Genomic DNA, 18,179 nt, shown 5'->3' on the forward strand with positions numbered 1-18,179 from the left:
GTGACTTACGTCGAAGTGTCGCCAAGCCCGTGTCAAGCCCACCTCCTGGGCTGCCATCGACGGTGCTCGGAGCGGGTGTTAGAACGGTTGACATGAACGCTGCCACCGACATCCCGTCCGTCACGCTCAACAACGGCGTCGAAATTCCACAGGTGGGCCTGGGCGTGTTCCAGGTCCCCGACAACGGCACGCAAGCGTGCGTCGAGACCGCCATCGAGCTGGGTTACCGGCATATCGACACGGCCGCCGCCTACTACAACGAGGAAGGTGTCGGCGCGGCCGTCCGGGCGTCGGGCGTGCCGCGCGAGGACATCTTCGTCACCACGAAGCTGCGCAACGGCGACCAGGGCTACGAGAACGCCCTGCGGGCCTTCGAGAACAGCCGGCAGGCGCTCGGGCTCGACGTCGTCGACCTCTACCTCATCCACTGGCCCGCGCCCAGCCGCGACCTCTATGTCGAGACCTGGCGTGCGTTCGAGAAGCTGCTGGCCGACGGCGCGGTCCGGGCCATCGGTGTCTCCAACTTCCTCCCCGAGCACATCGACCGCCTGGTCAGCGAGACGGACGTGGTGCCGGCCGTGAACCAGGTCGAGCTCCACCCGACCTTCCGGCAGCCCGCCACGGTCGAGCGCACCCGGGCCGGCGGCATCGTCCCCGAGGCGTACTCACCCCTGGGGCAGGGCGCCGACCTGGAGGCGCCGGCGGTGGTCCGCATCGCGAACGAGCTGGGCGTCACCCCCGGGCAGGTCGTGCTCCGCTGGCAGGTGCAGCACGGGGTGATCCTCATTCCGAAGTCGATCAACCCGGAGCGAATGGCGACGAATATCGACCTGTTCTCGTTCTCGCTCAGTGAGGCGCAGATGTCCGATATCAATGCGTTGGACACGCCAGAGGGGCGGATCGGCTCCGACCCGGCGACCGCAGCGTTCACGCAGTTCAGGAGCTGACCGGCGGGTCGGCGGCGGTGTGCGTCGGGGCGGTGAAATGAGCCTCGCGCCGCCGCTGCCGGCCCATTCCTTTTGCTCATTCGAGCCCTGTTTTCGCCCCAATTCTTGGTGTGCCGCACGCCTGGGTAACATCCTCGTAACGATCGGGTCGGTGTGACGGACTAGACACACTCGTGTCACACAAGGTGGCTACGTTCATCGCCACGACGAGGCAAGTCGCCACGTCAGGTTCACTCCCGCTCGAAGGGGAACAGCGCAATGATTCGACGTTCCACGGCGGCGCGCGGTCTCGCGATCGCAGCTGTCCTCAGTGTGGGCCTCGCGGCCTGCTCCACGACCACGGAGACTGGCGGCGGCGACGATGCCGGCTCGCAGGATCCGCTCATCGTCGGCACCATCCTTCCGCTCACCGGCACGCTCGCCTTCCTCGGCCCGCCCGAGGTCGCCGGTGTCGGTCTGGCGATCGACGACATCAACGACGCCGGCGGAGTGCTCGGCAACGACGTCAGCCTGGAGCAGGGCGACTCCGGCGACACCACGGACACCAGCGTTGCGCAGCAGACCGCTACCGACCTGATCAGCAAGGGTGCCCAGGTCGTGATCGGTGCCGCGTCGTCGGCCGTGAGCCTCAACGTGGTGGACCAGTTCACCGAGGCCGGCGTCATGCAGATCTCGCCCGCCAACACGGCGACCGACCTCTCGGGTGCGAGCGACTTCTTCACCCGCACCGCACCGCCGGACACCGTGCAGGGAGCGGCTCTCGGGTCTCTGATCCTCGACGGCGGGCACCAGAAGGTCGCCATGATCGTCCAGGACGAGGCCTACGGCACCGGTCTGCGCGACAACGTCCAGCAGGCCATCGAGGCCGGCGGTGGCGAGGTCGTGTACGGCGCCACCGGTGGCGGCAACGAGTTCCCCCCTGGCGAGAGCAACTTCTCCTCGATCGTCACGGACGCCATGGCGTCCAAGCCGGACGCCATCGCGGTCATCGCCTTCGAGGAGACCAAGGCGATCGTCTCGGAGCTCATCGCGCAGAACTGGGACTTCAAGGGCACCACGTACTTCTGCGACGGCAACACCGCGTCGTACGAGGAGGACTTCGACCCCGGGACGCTCGAGGGCGTCGTCGGCACCATCCCCGGTGCGCAGGCTCCTGAGGAGTTCCGGGAGCGGCTGAGCGGCTGGTACGAGGAGAACGAGGGCAGCCCGCTCGACGACTACTCCTACGGTCCCGAGTCCTACGACGCCGTGATGCTGGCCGCGCTCGCCGCGGTCCGCGGTGAGGGCACCGACGGCGCCACCATCTCGGAGAACATCAAGGCGGTCTCCGGTGCCGAGGGTGGCACCGAGGTCACCTCGTTCGAGGAGGGCGTCGCGGCTCTCGAGGCCGGTGAAGAGATCCACTACAAGGGTCAGTCCGGTGTGGGTCCGCTGAACGAGCAGAACGACCCGACGTCCGCGCTCATCGGCGTCTACGAGTACAACAAGGACAACGTGAACGTCTTCGCGCGGTCCATCGAGGGCAAGGTCGCGGAGTAGTCCGCGCCTCCCTGGTGACTGTCCGGCCACGGTCGGCCATCACCTGACGACGACGGCCCGATCGCCTTCCGAGCGGAGGGTGACCGGGCCGTCGTCGTACCCCGCCCAGGGCACTGACGCATGGGCGGAGAGGAGCCGGATGCTAGCGCTTTCGTGTGACACGGCCCCGCCAGATGTGACACAAACCACGGCTACACTTCCGGCACGCTTGTGAAAACCCTTGCGATACACGGCCCGTTCAGGGCTGCTACATCACGGGGAGAACGATGGAACCGGGAGAACCCCGGCGCCTGCCCCTGACACCACGGAGGACCCGGCACATGACAGCCGACCGACCTATCGCGTCCGCGGCGCGGCGAACCCTCGCCGTCGGCGTGGCGGTGCTCGCGGCCGTGACCGCGAGCGCGGCGATGCTCGCCGCACCTGCCGCCGCAGCCAGTGCGGACCTTGCCACCGACTGCACCCCTGACGGGACGACCGCGTGCGTCTCCCCGATCGTGCTCGACGAGAACAACGACCCTGTACCCGGTGTCGACGTGACGATCGCCGGCCCGGAGTTCGAGGGCGTCGTCACCTCCACCGACGGGCCGGTATCCGTCGCGGTCCCGACGGTGGGCAGCTACACCCTGACCGTGGACCCGGCGACGGTGCCCGACGGCATGAGCTCGAACGTCCCGGAGCGCACGGTCGTCGCCCAGCTGGGTTCGACGGCGCGCGGCGCGTTCCGCATCGTGGAGGGTGGGGCCCCTGCGGAGACCGGCTCCACCACGGAGCCCTCGGAGACCACGGCCGGAGGCGGCGACGACGAAGCCGACGCCAGCGGTATCGGAGCCGAGGGAAGCACCGAGAACGTGTCCGGGTGGCCCGCCTTCAGCCAGGTCTGGCAGCAGTTCGGCTCGGGCATCCGGTTCGGCCTGTTGCTCGCGCTCGCCTCCGTGGGCCTGAGCCTGATCTACGGGACCACCGGCATCTCGACGTTCTCGCACGGTGAGCAGGTGACGCTCGGCGCCCTGCTCGGATTCATCTCGATCAACTGGTGGGGCCTGCCCGTGTGGGCCGCCGTCCTCGCCACGATCGTCATCTGTGCCGCGACGGGGTGGTTGCAGGACGTCGTCCTGTGGGGACCTCTGCGCAAACGTGGCACACCCGTCATGCAGCTGATGATCGTGACCATCGGTCTGTCGATGTCGCTGCAGTACGTGATCCAGATGTTCATCGGCGGCCGGTCGCAGCGTGTGCTGCCGTCGAACGCCCGCCCGGTCGAGATCGCCGGCATCACCCTGAGCGCCGCGTCCTGGCTGTCGATGCTCGTGGCCCTGGGCGTGATCGGTGTCATCGCCTGGTTCCTCACGCAGACGCGGATCGGACGCGCCACCCGTGCCGTGTCGGACAATCCGGCGCTGGCGGCGGCCACCGGCATCAACCCGGACCGCATCGTCCGCATCGTCTGGACCATGTCCACCGGCCTGGCCGGCCTGTCCGGCATGCTGCTGGCCATCTCGTTCGGTTCGTTCACCTGGACGCTCGGCATGATCCTGCTGCTCCTGATGTTCGCGTCCGTGACGCTCGGCGGCATGGGCACCGCGTTCGGCGCCCTGGCCGGATCGATCGTGATCGGCCTCGTGGTCGAGATGTCCACCCTCATCCCCGGCATGCCGAGCAGCCTTCGGTACGCGTCGGGTCTCTTGATCCTCATCCTCGTGCTGCTGGTCAGGCCCCAGGGCCTGCTCGGCCGCGCCGTGCGGGTCGGCTGAAAGGAGAATCGTCATGGACGAACTGACTCGTATCCTCATCCAGGCGCTCGCCCAGCTGGTCGCGCCCGCCACCGCTGCCTACGCCCTCGCGGCGATCGGGCTCAACCTGCACTTCGGGTACACCGGGCTGCTGAACATCGGCCAGGCCGGCTTCATGCTGATGGGGGCCTACGGGTTCGCCATCGCCACCGTCGAGGGTGCGCCGTTCTGGCTCGCCTTTCTCATCGCGGCGGCTGCCGGCGCGCTGCTCGCGGTCCTGCTCGGCTTCCCTACGCTGAAGCTGCGCGGTGACTATCTGGCGATCGTGACGATCTCCGCCGCGGAGATCATCCGGTTCGCCGGGCGGTCCACGCTCTGGGCCGAGTACACGGGCGGCGCCTCAGGCCTGGCCGGTACCTCCTACAAGGGCACCTTCCAGGACCTCTCCCCGCTGCCGGACGGTCGCACGGCGATCGGGCCGCTCGAGTACATCCACAACGGTTCGGACTCCTGGTGGACCCGGATCTTCGCGTGGGGCCTCGTGCTGGTCGCCGTGCTCCTGGTCTGGCTCATCACACGCAGCCCGTGGGGCCGGGTGCTCAAGGGGATCCGTGAGGACGAGGACGCGGTGCGCGCCCTCGGCAAGAACGTCTTCTCCTACAAGATGCAGGCGCTGATCCTTGGTGGCATCGCCGGATCCTTGGCAGGCATGTTGTTCGTGCTACCGATATCCGTCGCCCCGGACAACATGGGCCGCACGCTGACGTTCTTCGTCTGGACCGTCATGCTGCTCGGTGGCGCGGCCACGCTGTGGGGTCCGGTGCTCGGCTCGATGCTGTTCTTCTTCGTCTACATGCTGCTCCGTACCGGCATGCGGGCGGGCCTCACCGACATCATGCCCGCGGAGAACGTGGAGCACCTGGCCGGCCTCATGGTGGGCGTCGCGCTGATGTGCATCGTGATCTTCCGGCCGCAAGGAATTCTGGGAAACAAGAAGGAGCTCGCCTTCGATGTCCGTTGACAAGAACGAGAACGAGCCTGGCGAGCAGGCCGGTACCGCCGGACCGGTCGAGACCGCTGTGCCGGTCGAGACGGCCGAGTCGGTCGAGGCCGCCCCGGCCGACGCCGCCGAGACCCCTGACCCGGCCGACTCCGACGAGCTGATCGGCTCGGCGGCGGCGGCCGAGGTCGCTGCGGCGACACCCGAGCGCAGTGCGGCCGCCCAGAAGGTGACCGAGACGCTGAGCCGGGTGGACCCCAAGGTCGGCGTCGCCAAGCCGGACATGATCCTCACGGCCACCGGCGTGCAGCGCCGCTTCGGCGGCATGACCGCCGTCGACGTGGACCACCTGGAGGTGCAGCGCGGCGCCATCACGGCGCTGATCGGACCCAACGGGGCAGGGAAGACGACGTTCTTCAACCTGCTGACCGGGTTCGACAAGCCCAACCAGGGCAAGTGGGAGTTCGAGGGCCGGCAGATCTCTCGGACGAGCGCCGCGAAGCTGGCACGCACCGGCATGGTCCGCACGTTCCAGCTCACCAAGGCGCTGTCCCGGCTGACCGTGCTGCAGAACATGCTCCTCGCCGCGCCCGGGAACCCGGGCGAGAACCTGTTCGGTTCCCTGTTCCGGCCGTTGTGGTCGGGCGTGGAGAAGCGCAACACGGCCAAGGCCCTGGGGATCCTCGAGCGGTTCAACCTTGCCGCCAAGAAGGACGACTTCGCCGGGTCGCTCTCCGGCGGCCAGCGCAAGCTGCTGGAGATGGCCCGGGCACTCATGACCGACCCGACCATGATCATGCTCGACGAACCCATGGCCGGCGTGAACCCTGCCCTGGTGCAGTCGCTGCTGGGCCACGTCCAGTCGCTGCGGGACGAGGGCATGACCGTGCTCTTCGTCGAGCACGACATGCACGCCGTGCGGCACATCTCCGACTGGGTGGTCGTCATGGCCGAGGGACGCATCGTCGCCGAAGGACCGCCGGAGAGCGTGATGCAGGACCAGGCCGTGGTGGACGCCTACCTCGGCGCCCACCACGACACCGATCTCGGTGACGACGCGCTGCTCGACCCCGCAGTGCTGGCCCGGCTCGAGGCCGAGGAGGAGAAGCGATGAGCGAGGCGACCGTTTCCCAGGCGCAGCAGGCCGAGGCGAAGACCCCCGAGCTGTTGCTGCGTGCCGAGCACCTGGTCGCGGGCTACGTGCCCGGCGTCAACATCCTCCAGGACTGCTCCATCGAGGTGGCCAAGGGCGAGCTGGTGGGCATCATCGGCCCGAACGGCGCCGGCAAGTCCACGCTGCTCAAGGCGCTGTTCGGGCTCGTGAAGATCCACAGCGGCAAGGTGGTCCTCGAGGGCGACGACATCACGGGCATGAAGGCGAACCGGCTCGTGGAGCGCGGCGTCGGGTTCGTGCCCCAGAACAACAACGTGTTCCCCTCGCTCACCGTCGAGGAGAACATGCGCATGGGCGTGTTCCTGCGCCCCAGGACGTTCAGGGAGCGGTTCGAGTTCATCACCGACCTCTTCCCCAACCTGGGGGAGCGGCGCTCGCAGCGAGCGGGCGCCATGTCGGGTGGTGAGCGGCAGATGGTCGCGATGGCCCGTGCGCTCATGATGAACCCGTCGGTCCTGCTGCTCGACGAACCGTCCGCCGGCCTGTCGCCGGTGCGGCAGGACGAGACGTTCCTGCGCACCCGCATGATCAACAAGGCCGGCGTGTCCGTGATCATGGTGGAGCAGAACGCCCGCCGCTGCCTGCAGATCTGCGACCGGGGCTACGTGCTGGACCAGGGTACGGACGCGCACACCGGAACCGGCCGGGAGCTCCAGGCCGACCCCAAGGTGATCTCGCTGTACCTGGGCACGCTGGCGGAGGACGTCGACAAGGCCTCCTGACCACCCCTCCCGCTGAGTGCTGGGTATTTGTGCGTCGGAATCGGTTCCGCACGACAGATACCCAGCACTCAGCGGGAAGGGGCGGGAAGGGGCGGGGGGAGAATAGGGGCGTGCAGCACTTCGCGTCCGACAACTACGCCCCCGTCCACCCCGAGGTCATGGCCGCGATCATCGCGGCGAACGACGGGGCCGCGGTCTCCTACGGCGACGACCCGGTCTCTGTCCGGCTCCAGGAACGTGCCACCGAGGTGTTCGGTGAGCACGCCCGCATCTTCCCGGTGCTGAACGGTACGGGCGCCAACGTCATCAGCCTCATGGCCACCACCCCGCGCTGGGGCGGCGTGATCGCCAGCGACGTCGCGCACGTCCACACGGACGAGAACGGCGCACCCGAACGGGTCGGTGGCCTCAAGATCCTGGCCGCCCCGAGCGTGGAGGGCCGCATCGGGCCCGACGCCGTGGACCGCTACGCCGGCGACCTCGGCAACGCGCACCGCGCACAGCCAGCGGTACTGAGCCTCACCCAGGTCACCGAGCTCGGCACCGTCTACTCGCCTGCCGACCTCAAGCTCCTCGCCGACACCGCCCACTCGGTCGGCCTGCGCGTGCACGTCGACGGGTCACGCCTGGCGAACGCGGCGGCCACCCTCGGCGTCGGGCTGCGGGAGATCACCAGTGACGTCGGCGTGGACATCGTGTCCCTCGGCGCGGCCAAGAACGGCGGCATGCTGGGCGAGGCGGTCGTGGTGCTGGCCGACGGCGCGGCGGGCTCCGGCGGGTCCGGCGGTGCGGCGGCCGGGCTCGCCGAGGCCGTGCCGTACCTGCGCAAGGCCACGATGCAGCTCGCGTCGAAGACCCGGTTCGTGTCGGCGCAGCTTCTCGCCCTGCTCGGCGAGCCGGGGACGCCGACGTCCGGCACCGGGGAGGGCGCGCCGCTCTGGCTGCGCAACGCCGCGCACTCCAACGCGATGGCCGCGCGCCTGCGCGCGGGTGTCGAGGCGGCAGAGCTGACCGAGATCGTCCGCATCACCTGCCCCACCGACGCGAACGTCGTGTTCGCGACCCTGCCCCGTCCGGCTGCGGACCGACTGCGTGCGCACGCGCGGTTCTACGACTGGGCGCCTGGTGAGACGCCGGACCGCGTCGAGGTGCGCTGGATGTGCGCATGGAACACCACCGAGGCGGACGTCGACGGGTTCGTGCGGGCGCTCAGCGACGTGCTCTGAGCGGTTCCGGGCGCGCCGCCTGCTTGCGCGCGACGTGGACACGTGGGTGAGACTGAGGTGCATGACCCGGTCTCACCCGCGTGGCGCTCTCGCGACGGCGGCCCTGCTGGTCGCGGCCCTGACGACCGGTTGCACCGGTCCGACGGCGGAGCCTGATCCGACGACCCTGCCCGAACCTGCCCGGTCGGACGCGCAGCAGGGTGCTCCGTCGAGCACCGCGCCGTCCGGTCCGGGTGCTTCGTCGGGGAGCGCGTCACCCCGGAGCCCTGCCGCGAGCGCGACTGCGAGCCCCCCAGCGAGTCCGACCGCGAACCCCACCGCGAACCCGACCGCCGGGCCGACGACTCGGCCCGGCGGTGAACCGGTGCCCGGCGCCCCGGACCTGACGGTCCTGGCCGACTGGACCCTGCGGGAGAAGGTGGGCCAGCTCGTCATGGTCGGCCTTCCCGTCGGCGGACCGTTCCAGCCGACGCTCACCATGCTCCGGGAGAAGCAGATCGGCGGGGTGTTCCTGCACGGCCGCACCACGGCCGGCCGGCAGCCCGTGAAGAACCTGGTGGCCGCCGCCGTCGACGCCGCCGCGGACAAGGTGCCGCTCTTCGTGGCGACCGACCAGGAGGGCGGCGCCGTGCAGGTGCTCCGTGGACCCGGCTTCAGCGACATCCCGAGCGCACTCGACCAGGCCGAGCTGACCCCCGCGGAGCTGAGGTCGCGGTCCCGGGCCTGGGGCGACGAGCTCGCCGCCGCCGGGGTGAACCTCAACCTGGCGCCGGTGCTCGATCTCGTGCCGAGGGCCACGGCATCGTCGAACGCGCCGATCGGCGCGTTCGGGCGCAACTACGGGTACACCGCCCGGTCCGTGGTCGAGCACGGCAACGCGTTCGCCCGGGGACAGCGCGACGCGGACGTGCAGACGTCGATCAAGCACTTCCCGGGCCTGGGCCGCGTCACCGGCAACACCGACGACACGGCAGGGGTGACCGACACGGTCACCGGTGCGGACGCCCCGTCGGTAACCGTCTTCGAGGCCGGCGTCGAGGCGGGCTCCGGGCTCGTCATGATGTCGTCGGCGGTCTACACGGAGATCGACCCGAAGAACCCGGCAGTGTTCAGCCCTGTCGTCGTGGGCCTGGTGCGTGAGCTGGGCTTCGACGGCGTCGTCATCTCGGACGACCTGTCCGCGGCAGCCCAGGTCCAGGAGGTTCCGGCGGGCAGGCGGGCGGTGCGCGCCGTCGACGCCGGGGTGGACCTGGTGCTCGCCTCGGCCCGGCCCTCGGTCGCCCCGGCGATGGTGGACGCACTGCTCCGGACGGCACGTGACGACCCGGACTTCGCCGCGAAGGTGGACGCGGCGGCGGCCCGGGTCGTCACGGCCAAAGCCGCACTCTGACGAGGTCAGTGGTCGGCGAGACCCAGCACGTCCAGCACCCACGCGTGCTCGAACGCGACCTGCTCCCACGCGGAATAGCGGCCCGAGACGCCGCCGTGCCCCGCCGACATCTCGATCTTGAGCATCGCCGGAGCACCCGCCGCCTGCAGCCTGGCCACCCACTTCGCCGGCTCCACGTACAGCACGCGGGTGTCGTTGAAGCTCGTCGTCGCCAGGATCCTGGGGTAGTGCGAGGCGTCGTCGGGCACGTTCTCGTACGGCGAGTACGAGCGCATGTACCGGTACACCTCGGGGTCGTGCAGCGGGTCGCCCCACTCGTCCCACTCGGTGACGGTCAGGGGGAGGGTCGGGTCGAGCATCGACGTGAGCGCGTCCACGAACGGCACCCCGGCCAGCACTCCGGCGAACAGCTCGGGGGCCAGGTTGGTGGCCGCCCCGACGAGCAGCCCGCCGGCGCTGCCGCCGTCGGCCACCAGGCGGTCGGACGCGGTCCACCCGGAGTCGACCAGGTGCCGGCCACACGCGACGTAGTCGGTGAAGGTGTTGTGCTTGGCGGCGAGCTTGCCGTCGTCGTACCAGGCGCGGCCCATCTCGCCACCGCCGCGCACGTGGGCGACGGCGAAGACGACGCCACGGTCGAGCAGGCTCAGCCGCGGCACCGAGAAGTACGGGTCGATCGAGAACTCGTAGGCGCCGTACCCGTACAGGAGCAACGGTGCCGGCTCGTCCGGCGCGCCCGTGGTCGAGCCCGCAGCGCCCGCCGAGCGCTCGAACCGCACGGCGTCCTTGCGCCAGACCAGCGAGACCGGGATCCGGGTCCCGTCCTCGGCTACTGCCCACTCCCGGCGCTGGTCGTAGTCGTCCGGGTCGTAGCCGCCGAGCACCGGCTGCTGCTTGAGCAGGGTGCGCTCGCCGGAGGCGACGTCGTACAGGTAGAGCGACTGCGGGGTCACGAAGGACGTGTAGCCGGCCTTGAGGTTGGGCTGCTCCCACACGCCCACGCCCGCGCCGACCGATTCCAGCGGCTGACCGAACGAGATCTCCTGGAACGCCCAGGCCGACCGGGGTCCGCTCGCGGCGGGCTCACCGCTCTGGTCGGGCTCGACGAGGGACAGCACGGCCGAGCGGGAGATCGCCTCGCGGCGGTAGTAGAGGACCAGGTAGCGCTCGCTCGCGCTCACGCCTTCCAGCCGTACGCCCGCATCGTGCGGCACGACGACGGTCGCCGCTTCCGGGCCGACCGTCGTACCGGGTGCGGGAACGGGCGACCAGACGAGCTCGAAGTTCAGCGCGTCGTTGTTGTGCAGGATCAGCAGGACGTCGCGGGCAGAGCCCGTCGACGCCGCGGTCTCGGCGGGGGCCTCCTGCGCCGGCGGCAGGTCGACCAGTGCGGGCGGCAGCACCGCATGTTCCACCGTGTACTCGACGCCCTCGCGACGCGGCCACACGATCCGGAACTCACCCGTCGGATCGTCGGCCTCCAGCAGCCACGACTCGCTCGTCACCTTGGAGCCGAGCTCGATCTGCAGGTACTTCTTCGACCGCGAGAGCCCGACGCCGACCCAGTACCGCTCGTCCGGCTCCTCGAACACGAGCACGTCGTCGGACGCCGGGGTGCCGAGGCGGTGGCGCCAGACCCGCCACGGGCGCCAGGCCTCGTCGACGGTGAGGTAGAAGATGTGCTCGCCGTCGGGGGCGAAGAGCGCGCCGGGCGCGGTGTCCCGTACCTCGTCCTGGAGGTCGGCACCCGTCGCCAGGTCGCGGACGCGCAGGGTGTAGCGCTCGTCGCCCGCGGTGTCGGCGGCGTGGAGCAGCCGGGCGCCGTCGTCGGACACGTCGAGCGAGCCGAGCGCGAAGAAGCCGTGGCCGTCCGCCTCGGCGTTCTGGTCCAGCAGCACCTGCTCACCCGGTACCGGCGTACCGGGCTCGAGCACGCGGGGCGTCCAGTCGTCGGGTCCGGCGGCGGGGTAGCGCGCGTGGATCGGGTACTGCTGGCCCTCGACCGTGCGGGCGTAGTACCACCAGGCGCCGTCGCGCGACGGCACCGAGAGGTCCGTCTCGAGGGTGCGGCCCTTGATCTCGTCGAACAGCGTCTGCCGGAGTGGCGCCAGGTGCTCCTGGCGGGCCAGGGTCCACGCGTTCTGAGCCTCGAGGTGCGCGACGACCTCGGGGTCGTCCTTGCGGCGGAGCCACTCGTAGTCGTCGGTAAAGGTGTCGCCGTGGAACGTTCGCTCGCTCGGACGGCGGGCTGTCCGGGGGGACTCTGCGGTGGAGGGTTCGGTCGCTGGGGGAGTCGGTGCGTCGGACACCGCGCAAGCCTATCGGCGTGGAGCAGCCCCGGCTGCAGAAGCTGAGCTGTGGCGAGGTAGAACCGCAGCGCGTGCCGCGGTTCTACCTCGTCCACCTCGCTGCGGCTCTATCTCGGAGCAGTCGGGCGCGGCGTCCTCAGCGCTTGAGGTCGGCCCAGACCAGACGGTGGTCGCTGCTCGGGAACGGGTACGCACCCGTGAGCCGGGACAGCGGGTCGGCAGCGGCCGGCCAGAACACACCGGCGTCCCGGACGCGCAGGTCGCGCGACGGCAGCACGTAGTCCACGCGCAGGTTGCCCGGCGCCGAGTCGGCGAAGTCCGCGGTGTCCAGCGCCGCGTCGCCCAGGTGGTCGAGGTTCGCCCCCGCCTGCAGCGCGGACGCCTCGGGGCCGCCCGCCGACGTCGGCTGCGGGTCGATGATCCGCGGGTGCCGCAGCAGCTGGTCGATCGCCGTGTCCACGGAGTCACCGTCGAGGGGGTCGGCGTTGTAGTCGCCCAGGATCACGAACGACGAGCCAGGGCGCAGCCCGCCCCGGCGCCCCTCGTCGTCGTACTGGTACCGAGCGGCGCGGCCACCGCGCACGTAGTCCGCCCAGAACCGGATCTCGTCGTGGTTGCGCAGTCCGTTGCGGTCCTCCACGCCGTCGAACGACGGCGGTGTGGGGTGCGCTGCGAGCACGTGCACCGTCTTGTGGCCCACGCGGACCGGGACGTCCCAGTGCGACTTGCTCGACAAGGGCAGCACCGCCAGCTCCTCGGCCGAGTACCAGTCGGCCGGCGCCTCGGTGGCGGGGTCGTCCGGCAGGAGCGCGCCCGGCATGTCCTGCCACCGGAAGTCCTGGAAGGTGCGCACCCGGTCGTGCTGGATCGGGTACTTCGACAGCACGACCATGCCGTACTGCCCCGGGAAGAGACCGAAGCCGAGCGCGTCGTCGCCCCCGCCGACCGTGCCGTCGTCGTTCAGGTCGAACCCGCTCGGGATCCCCGTGTTCGACGGCGCGACGAACGCGTACGGGTACTCCACCGGATCACCGGTGCCCTGCGGCACCTCGAGGTAGTTCTCGCGGAACAGGTCCGCGGCGGCGTACGGGTCGGCGTCCCCGGAGTAGTCGAACTCGTTGAGGAGTACCACGTCGGGGTTCGCGTGCTGGATCACCTCGGCCACCGTCGCCGCCTGGGCGTCGTCGCCCGTGGACAGGTCGGCGACGAGCTCGCCCTCCTCCGCGCGGTTGAGCGACAGGTTGTAGGTGGCGGCGCGCAGGGTCCGGTGCCCGGCGTCGGGCCGGCCGGGACCGGACGAGGCACCGGCCGACGGTCCGTCCGTCGACGGCGCACCCGCCGAGGCGGTGCCTGCTGCCGACGCGGTGCCTGCCGAGGCGAGGAAAGCCCCGGCCAGCAGGGCTGTTGCCGCGGCCGCGCCGGTCAGGCGTGCGGGGGTACTGGCTCGCATGACTGCTCCTTCTTCGCCGGACCGTGGATGCCACGGGAGCCGTGCGGTGGTTGTGCTGCGGGCGTTCCGCAGCAGTCACGGTAGAGCGGAGTCGGTGCGCAGAGGTGAACGGTGGATGAACAGCCCGGCGACCCGAGCACGGCACGGCCGATGAGAGGCCGTGATCCAATCGTTGCAGGTCGGCGCGCGGGGCGGGGGTCGGTGACGATAGTTTTCCGGGGCGGGCTGAAGGCCGTGGCGTCGACGTCCGTCGTCGTGCAGATCTCCGAGGAAGAGTCGATGAAGCGCACTTTCCGTTCCGCCCGCGACGCCGTCAGCCGTGCGGGCCGGATGTCCGAGCGGCGGACTTCCGGTGGCGCGGCCCGGCTGTCGGCGATCGCAGCCGCCGCGACCGTCTCCCTGACGATGCTCACGGGCTGCGGTACGGCGTTCGACGATCTGCTGTCGGGCGGCGATCCCCCGCGGGACGAGCCGGGCGGCGAGATCACCGCATCAGCGGAGGCGGACGCCTTCGAGATCCTGGCGGGCGACTGCATCGACCTCGGGGCGCTGGACGGCTATGCCGATCACGCCGAGGGCGAGGACTACGAGGTCGAGTCCGTGCCGGTGGTGCCGTGCGCCGAGCCGCACACCGGCGAGGTCTACGCGGAGCTCGTCATGGAGACCGACAAGTTCCCGGGCGCGAAGGGGATGGCGAAGAAGTTCGAGAACTGGTGCTACGCCGAGTTCGAGAAGTTCGTCGGCATCTCCTACGACGAGTCGGTGTACGGCTACACCGGCTTCTTCCCGACGAAGGACAGCTGGGAGCAGCTGGACGACCGCACGCTGCAGTGCATCGTCAGCTCGGAGGAGCCAGTGACGGGAACCCTCAAGGACGCAAAGCAGTAGCGCGTCGCGCGGTCGCCCACAGGTCGATCGCGAGAACCGCCAGGGCGGCCAGCACGAACGCGGCCCCGACCAGGGGCACCGTGCTGACGCCGACCGTGGCCACCACGAGCGCCCCGAGCGCCGACCCGCTGCCGATCCCGATGTTGAACACCGAGCTCGAGATCGCGGTCGCCGACTCGGTGGCGCCCGGGGCGACCTGCATGGACAGGAACGACAGGGCGGGCGGGATCGCGCTGAACGCGAGCCCGAACAGGGCCAGCCCGACCAGGGCGAGGGCCGGGGTGTGACCGAGCCCCCAGAGCAGGAGCAGCGCGCTGGTCAGCAGGCCGAGCGCCACGAGCACCGTCTGCCACGGCCGCTTGTCGAGCACCTGGCCGATCAGCAGGGTTCCCGCCAGGCCGGCGGCGCCCTGGCACAGCAGCAGTGCGCTGAGGTACCGGTCGGGGAAGCCCGCCGTCTCCAGCAGGAACTGGGTGACGAACGTGATCATCATGAAACCGCCGGTCACGAGCAGGGCGGTGACGGCCATGAGCACCAGGAACCGGCGCATGCTCGGGTGCGTGCCGACGGCCGTGCCGCTCTGCTCGGCGTCGACGTCCGGCATCGCGATCGCCATGGTGATGCACGCGACGAGGCTCACCACGGAGAACGCCAGGAAGGCGGTGCGCCAGCTGGTCTGCTGCCCGATCCAGGTGCCGAGCGGCACGCCGAGCAGCGGTGCGAGCGAGTTGCCGATGGCGAGCCGCGCGATCATCTTTCCGCGGACGGCGGGGGCGAACAGGCTGGCGGCGGCCGGGGTGACGACCGACCAGAACAGCGCCTGTCCCAGTGCCGTGACCATGCGCGCGACCATCAGGTCCGCGTAGCCGATGGCGACCGCCGACCAGAGCGTGCCGACGGTGCACACCGCGGTGGTCGCCGCCAGCACGTAGCGGCGCGGGAACCGGCGGGTGAGGCGCGAGAGCGGCCACGATGTCAGCACGACGACGGCGGCGTACACCGAGACGAGCAGCCCGATCTCGGACGTGCTGCGGCCCAGGTCGGGGGCGATGAGGGTGAGCAGGCCGCCCGGGAGGTTCTCGGCGGTGACAAAGGTGAAGGCGCTGACGGAGAGCGCGAGGAGCGCGACGATCGCCCGCCGCTGGTTCACGGGAGGCGCGGCAAAGCTCGCTGCGGTGGCGGTCGTGGTCGCGTCCATGCTGTTCTCCGGCGGGTCGGCAGGCTGTCACCCGGACGACGAACGGCCGGCGGGTACGACGGACGTACGTGGCCTCGAATCGATTCTATCGCGCCGTGTCCGCTCTACGTCATGACCGGGATATGTGTCGTAGGCAACATTGTCGTAATATTTCCCTGCTTTCCTCCTCCAGGGACATTGGTGTCCCGGTAGGTCCGGTGACCCGAATCACCTCCTCGTCCCGGACGCAGCTCTCTTCACGGAGGAAAGATGAACCGACGTATCTGTGCCGTCGGCGCGGGAGCCGCTCTGCTGCTCTCCACCGCCGTAGTGCCGATCACCGCCTCGGCAGCACCCCATGCCGAGGAAGCACCGCCACAGGCGGCGCCGGCCAAGGAGGACAACCGTCCCGACGCCCTCGCCGAGAAGCAGATCGCGAAGCGGCAGACCGCCGTCGACCTGGTCGCGACCGGAGAGGCCAAGGTCGAGACCCGCGGCAAGGGGTCGCGCGCCTCGAAGGTCGTGGAGATCGCCCCGCGTGAGTACGTGCAGTACGGCGTCGAGGAGACGGCGCAGCTGTTCAGCATCCTCGTCGAGTTCGGCGACGGCGACGGTGGTGCCAACACCGACGCCCCTGCCGGCCCGCTGCACAACGAGATCCCTGAGCCGGCCGAGGACGACAGCTCCACCTACTGGGAGCCCGACTTCTCTCGCGAGCACTACAAGGAGATGTTCTTCACCGGCCTGGAGGACCAGAACGGGGAGTCGTTCGCCGGTGTGTACGACGAGATGTCGTCGGGCCGGTTCGACCTGCAGGGCGACGTGTCCGACTGGGTCTCCGTGCCGCACCGGGAAGCCTATTACGGTGACGGTGACGGTAACGGTGACGGCGTTCTCGACGGTGCGGAGACCGGCGCCGGTATGACGGCGTACATCCAGGACGCCGCGAACGCCTGGTACGAGCAGCAGGTAGCGGCGGGCAAGAGCGCCGAGGAGATCGACGCGTACCTGAAGTCGTTCGACGTCTGGGACCGCTACGACATGGACGGCGACGGCATCACGTCCGAGGCCGACGGCTACATCGACCACTTCCAGGCGATCCACGCCGGCGAGGGCGAGGAGGCCGGGGCGCCGCCGTGGGCCATCTGGTCGCACCGCTGGTCGGTCAACCAGGGCGGTCTCGGGTCTGACGGCCCGGCCGACTTCCCGAAGCTCGGCGGCATCAAGATCGGTGACTCCGACATCTGGATCCGTGACTACACGACGGAGCCGGAGAACGGTGGCCTCGGCGTCTTCGCGCACGAGTTCGGGCACGACCTCGGTCTGCCGGACTACTACGACACCAACGGTGGCGAGAACGGCACCGGCTTCTGGAACCTCATGAGCTCCGGCTCGTGGCTGGGTCACGGCGACGGCACCATCGGCACCACGCCCAACCACATGGGCGCCACCGAGAAGCTCTTCCTGGGCTGGCTCGACTACGAGACGGTGGAGCCGGGTGCTACCGAGAAGGTGAACCTCGGCCCCTCGTTCCACGCCACGACGCGTGCGCAGGCCGCGATCGTGAACCTGCCGGACGGCACGGAGACCGTCCCGGTCGTCGACCCGTTCGACGGCGAGTACGTGTACTCGGACTCGGCCAACGGCTTGAACAACACGGTCACCTCGCCGTCGTTCGTGGTCCCGGCCGGTGCCTCGCTCGCGGCGAAGGCGAACTACGAGATCGAGGTCGGCTACGACTACGCGTACGCCGAGATCTCGGTCGACGGCGGTTCGTCGTGGACGGCGCTCGAGACCAACCTCTCCTCCGCGGCGAGCGACACCAACCCCGGTGGCGGTATCGACGGCTCCTCCGGCGGCGCCTGGGTCGACCTCACCGCCGACCTCTCGGAGTACGCGGGTCAGGACGCGCAGCTGCGGTTCCGCTACCAGTCCGATGGTGGAGTCAACGAGCTGGGGATCAGCGTCGACGCCGTCACCGTCGGTGACGCCCCGGTTGCCGACATCACCGAGTGGGCCACCGACGGCTTCGTGGTCGTGGGCACCGACGGTTCCTACGAGAAGGCGAAGCAGCACTACTACGTGGCGGAGAACCGCGTGTACGGCGGGTACGACGCGACGCTCAAGGAGGGCCCGTACAACTTCGGCTGGGGCTTCAGCAACAGCGACCGGGTGGAGCACTTCCCGTACCAGGACGGCCTGCTGATCTGGTACGTGAACAGCCTGTACGGCGACAACAACACGTCGCAGCACGCGGGTGGCGGCCAGGCGCTGCCGGTCGACGCCCGGCCGGAGGCCCTGACCTGGTCGGACGGCACGATCGCCCGCAACCGGATCCAGTCGTTCGACTCGACGTTCGGCCTGGACCGGACCGACAAGATCTCGCTGCACCGCGAGGTGTCGGAGACGGAGATGACCACCCTGTTCCAGCGCAAGCAGAAGCCGGTGTCGACGTTCGACGACACCGACGCGAACGCGTACTGGGACGAGAGCAACCCGGGCCACTCCGTGAAGGTCGGCGCCACGGGCACCACCATCAAGGTCCTGAGCCAGGACACCCGCCGGGGCAAGATGACCATCCAGGTCAACTGACCCCTTAGCAGCGCGCCGAGGTAGAACCGTCT

The 18,179-nt window shown here is 69.9% G+C and carries 13 protein-coding genes; 10 read left to right on the forward strand and 3 right to left on the reverse strand.

What is annotated here, in order from left to right; all coding sequences use genetic code 11:
* The first annotated feature begins 92 nt into the window (after positions 1 to 92).
* From ACFSL2_RS18150 to ACFSL2_RS18185, 8 genes are all read left to right on the forward strand, one after another.
* On the forward strand, positions 93 to 947 hold the full coding sequence (locus ACFSL2_RS18150; RefSeq protein ID WP_377199179.1) for an aldo/keto reductase: 855 nt from the start codon (positions 93 to 95) through the stop codon (positions 945 to 947).
* A 258-nt stretch (positions 948 to 1,205) separates the two neighbouring features.
* Positions 1,206 to 2,486 carry an ABC transporter substrate-binding protein gene (locus tag ACFSL2_RS18155; protein WP_377199180.1) on the forward strand — a complete coding sequence of 427 codons (1,281 nt, stop codon included), beginning with the start codon at positions 1,206 to 1,208 and terminating at the stop codon, positions 2,484 to 2,486.
* A gap of 320 nt (positions 2,487 to 2,806) precedes the next feature.
* Positions 2,807 to 4,240 (forward strand): branched-chain amino acid ABC transporter permease, encoded by a 1,434-nt coding sequence (locus tag ACFSL2_RS18160; RefSeq protein ID WP_377199181.1) that lies wholly within the window; start codon positions 2,807 to 2,809, stop codon positions 4,238 to 4,240.
* A gap of 13 nt (positions 4,241 to 4,253) precedes the next feature.
* Positions 4,254 to 5,240, forward strand: a complete 987-nt coding sequence (locus ACFSL2_RS18165) for a branched-chain amino acid ABC transporter permease (RefSeq protein WP_377199182.1) — start codon at positions 4,254 to 4,256, stop codon at positions 5,238 to 5,240.
* The gene (locus ACFSL2_RS18170; protein ID WP_377199183.1) at positions 5,230 to 6,333 is read left to right on the forward strand and encodes an ABC transporter ATP-binding protein; all 1,104 of its coding nucleotides are present in this window, start codon (positions 5,230 to 5,232) and stop codon (positions 6,331 to 6,333) included. Before ACFSL2_RS18165 ends, ACFSL2_RS18170 begins: the two co-directional genes overlap by 11 nt.
* A complete protein-coding gene (locus ACFSL2_RS18175) occupies positions 6,330 to 7,115 on the forward strand; it encodes an ABC transporter ATP-binding protein (protein WP_377199184.1) in 786 nt (261 codons plus the stop codon). The genes ACFSL2_RS18170 and ACFSL2_RS18175 overlap by 4 nt, the downstream gene beginning before the upstream one ends.
* Positions 7,116 to 7,225: 110 nt before the next feature.
* The gene (locus ACFSL2_RS18180; RefSeq protein WP_377199185.1) at positions 7,226 to 8,341 is read left to right on the forward strand and encodes a threonine aldolase family protein; all 1,116 of its coding nucleotides are present in this window, start codon (positions 7,226 to 7,228) and stop codon (positions 8,339 to 8,341) included.
* A 364-nt stretch (positions 8,342 to 8,705) separates the two neighbouring features.
* Entirely contained in the window at positions 8,706 to 9,731 is a 1,026-nt protein-coding gene (locus ACFSL2_RS18185) for a glycoside hydrolase family 3 N-terminal domain-containing protein (protein WP_377199186.1), read from the forward strand.
* Positions 9,732 to 9,736: 5 nt separating this feature from the next.
* Here the strand turns inward: ACFSL2_RS18185 and ACFSL2_RS18190 are convergent, their stop codons facing one another.
* Both ACFSL2_RS18190 and ACFSL2_RS18195 read right to left on the reverse strand, forming a co-directional pair.
* Entirely contained in the window at positions 9,737 to 12,040 is a 2,304-nt protein-coding gene (locus ACFSL2_RS18190) for a S9 family peptidase (protein WP_377199187.1), read from the reverse strand.
* 136 nt (positions 12,041 to 12,176) lie between these two features.
* Complete coding sequence (locus ACFSL2_RS18195; RefSeq protein WP_377199188.1) at positions 12,177 to 13,490, reverse strand: endonuclease/exonuclease/phosphatase family protein; 1,314 nt, start codon at positions 13,488 to 13,490, stop codon at positions 12,177 to 12,179.
* 279 nt (positions 13,491 to 13,769) lie between these two features.
* On the opposite strand from ACFSL2_RS18195, the gene ACFSL2_RS18200 reads away from it, so the two are divergent.
* Complete coding sequence (locus tag ACFSL2_RS18200) at positions 13,770 to 14,378, forward strand: septum formation family protein (RefSeq protein WP_377199189.1); 609 nt, start codon at positions 13,770 to 13,772, stop codon at positions 14,376 to 14,378.
* Here ACFSL2_RS18200 and ACFSL2_RS18205 read toward each other — a convergent pair.
* Positions 14,359 to 15,576, reverse strand: coding sequence for an MFS transporter (locus ACFSL2_RS18205; protein WP_377199190.1), 1,218 nt, complete (start codon positions 15,574 to 15,576; stop codon positions 14,359 to 14,361). The two genes, ACFSL2_RS18200 and ACFSL2_RS18205, sit on opposite strands and share 20 nt — an antisense overlap.
* Positions 15,577 to 15,825: 249 nt before the next feature.
* On the opposite strand from ACFSL2_RS18205, the gene ACFSL2_RS18210 reads away from it, so the two are divergent.
* A complete protein-coding gene (locus ACFSL2_RS18210; protein WP_377199191.1) occupies positions 15,826 to 18,147 on the forward strand; it encodes an immune inhibitor A domain-containing protein in 2,322 nt (773 codons plus the stop codon).
* The last annotated feature ends 32 nt before the right edge of the window (positions 18,148 to 18,179 follow it).

This window comes from Promicromonospora aerolata, assembly GCF_042682255.1.
Lineage (GTDB): Bacteria > Actinomycetota > Actinomycetes > Actinomycetales > Cellulomonadaceae > Promicromonospora > Promicromonospora aerolata.

What these genes read in the sequence shown, in the direction of transcription:
- ACFSL2_RS18175 (WP_377199184.1), top strand. Translation starts at nt 6,330, where the DNA reads ATGAGCGAGGCGACCGTTTCCCAGGCGCAGCAGGCCGAGGCGAAGACC.
- ACFSL2_RS18195 (WP_377199188.1), bottom strand. Translation starts at nt 13,490, where the DNA reads ATGCGAGCCAGTACCCCCGCACGCCTGACCGGCGCGGCCGCGGCAACA.
- ACFSL2_RS18170 (WP_377199183.1), top strand. Translation starts at nt 5,230, where the DNA reads ATGTCCGTTGACAAGAACGAGAACGAGCCTGGCGAGCAGGCCGGTACC.
- ACFSL2_RS18205 (WP_377199190.1), bottom strand. Translation starts at nt 15,576, where the DNA reads ATGGACGCGACCACGACCGCCACCGCAGCGAGCTTTGCCGCGCCTCCC.
- ACFSL2_RS18200 (WP_377199189.1), top strand. Translation starts at nt 13,770, where the DNA reads ATGAAGCGCACTTTCCGTTCCGCCCGCGACGCCGTCAGCCGTGCGGGC.
- ACFSL2_RS18150 (WP_377199179.1), top strand. Translation starts at nt 93, where the DNA reads ATGAACGCTGCCACCGACATCCCGTCCGTCACGCTCAACAACGGCGTC.
- ACFSL2_RS18155 (WP_377199180.1), top strand. Translation starts at nt 1,206, where the DNA reads ATGATTCGACGTTCCACGGCGGCGCGCGGTCTCGCGATCGCAGCTGTC.
- ACFSL2_RS18160 (WP_377199181.1), top strand. Translation starts at nt 2,807, where the DNA reads ATGACAGCCGACCGACCTATCGCGTCCGCGGCGCGGCGAACCCTCGCC.
- ACFSL2_RS18165 (WP_377199182.1), top strand. Translation starts at nt 4,254, where the DNA reads ATGGACGAACTGACTCGTATCCTCATCCAGGCGCTCGCCCAGCTGGTC.
- ACFSL2_RS18210 (WP_377199191.1), top strand. Translation starts at nt 15,826, where the DNA reads ATGAACCGACGTATCTGTGCCGTCGGCGCGGGAGCCGCTCTGCTGCTC.